We start from the raw sequence: 2,609 nt of genomic DNA on the forward strand, positions 1-2,609 counted from the left end.
GGTTATGATATTTAGATTAGATAAACATTAATTTTTAACATAAAAACTTATAATAAAACTCAATAATTAATATAATTTAACATACTTTTAATATCTAACTATAAATCAATATAACTATGAAAAAAATTACATTATTTTTCATCCTTGTGCTGTTTGCGACACATTTTGCAGAAGCGCAGGAAGAAAGGCTAGCTACAGGAATTCGCGATGCACGAATAACACATGTTCAAAATGCGCAATCCCGTGCCTTGACTACTATTTACGAAACCGATCATACCGGTGCTACTGGCGCGGAAATAACCGCGGCAGCAAATGGCTCTAATACTTCAATGGCAGACGCTATTGTTTTGGCGGGCACCAATAGAATTCTACAAACTGTAACAGTAGATGTATTCAACTTAGCATCTGCAGCCAACTATAACCTAACATTGCGTATTTACACCGACTGCACCACCAATGGTGCATCAGGAGCCTGCGGCAGTGGACCCGGAACTTTAGTTGCAGCTTCATCAGTAACACAAAATGTTACTCCAGGTCCATTAGGATTTATTTACTCAGTAACATTCACATTACCAAATGTGAACCTTTATAGTGAACTCGATAATACCATTTCCGTTTCTCTGAACGCTAGTAGGAGCGATGTTTTTTGGGTATTAAACGAAAATCCATTGATTGGTTCACAACCTGCGGGCGAGCCTGCCTTGAGTGTAGTGCAAAGATGCGGAAGTTCTGTTGCTAATAATGGTTGCGCCAGAAGTTTTGGAATTATAAATAATTTTGCAATGACTTTAGAAGCAGAAGCCATTCCACCGAACGACCTTTGCGCCAATGCGATAACATTAACAGGTGATGGCGTTGTAAGCGGAACTACCGTATTTGCATCTGTTGATTCTGGCAATCCTACTTGTGGTCCTGCCTCTATTACCTCGCCTGGGGTTTGGTATAAGTTTACTGATACTTCTGGCACAGGATCTATAGTAGATTTAGATTTATGCTCAGGAACTACATTTGACACTAAGCTTTCTGTATTTTCCGGAAGCTGCGGTGCATTAACCTGCGTTGTCGGAAACGATGATTCTTGCGGGCTTCAAAGTGCTGTCAATTTCACAACAGATGGTTCTTCCACCTATTATGTTTTAGTACATTCCTTTGGAGGTGCCACTGGTCCATTTCAATTAAATGTTTCTGGATTTCCAATTATTGTTATAGGCAACGCACCAGTAATCGCTTGCCCATCAGACATTGTTGTGAATAACTCCCCAGGAACTTGTGGGGCAGCGGCGAACTTTGCGGGCGTTGCATTTGATGTTGAAGACGGAAACATTTCTGGTGATATTATCGCCACTCCAGCAAGTGGAAGTATATTCCCTGTTGGCAACACAACTGTAAATCTTTCTGTTACCGATAGCGACGGCAATACTTCTACATGTTCTTTTAACGTTACCGTATTGGACAATGAAGCTCCTGTAGCAATATGCCAAGACCTTACTTTGGATCTTGACCCAATAACTGGCACCGTTAGCATTACTGGTGCTGATGTAGACAATGGTTCTACAGACAACTGCGGTATTGCCTCTATGACCTTGGATATTTCATCTTTTGATTGTTCTATGACTGGTGCAAATACAGTTGTAATGACAGTTACCGATAACTCAGGTAATGTAGCTACTTGCACTTCTACAGTTACAATTCAAGACGTTACTGCTCCAGAGGTTTTCTGTATCGGAGGATTTGGTCAGTTTACCGAATCTGAAGATTTTGAGGGTGCTACTGTACCAGCAGGCTGGTCAACTGTAATTGATGCTGGTGCTGCAAATTGGGGTTTTGGTTCAGGAAATATGCCATTAGGCCCTGACTTTACAACAAACGCAGCAATTTTTAATGATGATGCTGCAGGTAGTGGACAAACCAATCTAGTAAGATTGTTATCTCCTGTATATGACCTTACTGGAGCTTCAAACGTAATGGTTGGCTACGATGCTGCCTTCCAAGAATTTGGTGATCAAATCTTGGCTGTTGAAGTATTTGACGGTGCAGCTTGGCAACAGATAGCACTTTACGATCAAAACTTGGCTGCAATTCAGACGGAATTAATCGATGTTTCTGCATTCGCAAATGCAGCATTCCAAGTGCGTTTCACTTTTGATGACCTTGGCGGCTGGGGCTGGGGAGCCGGTGTTGACAATTTCTTGTTGACCTACGAAGCTACCACAGGTGGCGGACTTGACGTTTTCCTTGACGCAAACGGTATGGCCAGTGTAGATCCTAATGATCTTGTTACTGGTGTTAACGAAGCTTGTGGCTACACAATCACCGCTGGCGGTGTTGGTGGAGGAACTACTGGTTCTTTGAGTACACTTTTCGCTACAAATAATGGCGGATCTTCAGGATGGGCTGTAATGTATGATGTAACCGTAGGGCCATCAGATATTGAAGTAACCGAATTGGATATCAATGCAAACGCTACAACTGCTTTCACTTTAGACTTATATGTTCTTGAGGGTACGTACGTGGGCAATGAGACCAATCCAGGTGCTTGGGGCGCTGCCGCAGCAACTGGTTCTGGAACCGGTGCCGGTACAGATCTACCTAGCAATGTTGTTCTTAGT

Annotated in this window: 1 protein-coding gene; it reads left to right on the forward strand. The window is 42.4% G+C overall.

Features of this window, described 5'->3' with window-relative positions; all coding sequences use genetic code 11:
- Positions 1-116 precede the first annotated feature (116 nt).
- A partial coding sequence (locus AEQU1_RS00045; RefSeq protein WP_258455051.1) for an HYR domain-containing protein occupies positions 117-2,609 on the forward strand: 2,493 nt, incomplete at its 3' end.

Source organism: Aequorivita sp. CIP111184 (genome assembly GCF_900489465.1).
Classification (GTDB): Bacteria; Bacteroidota; Bacteroidia; order Flavobacteriales; family Flavobacteriaceae; genus Aequorivita.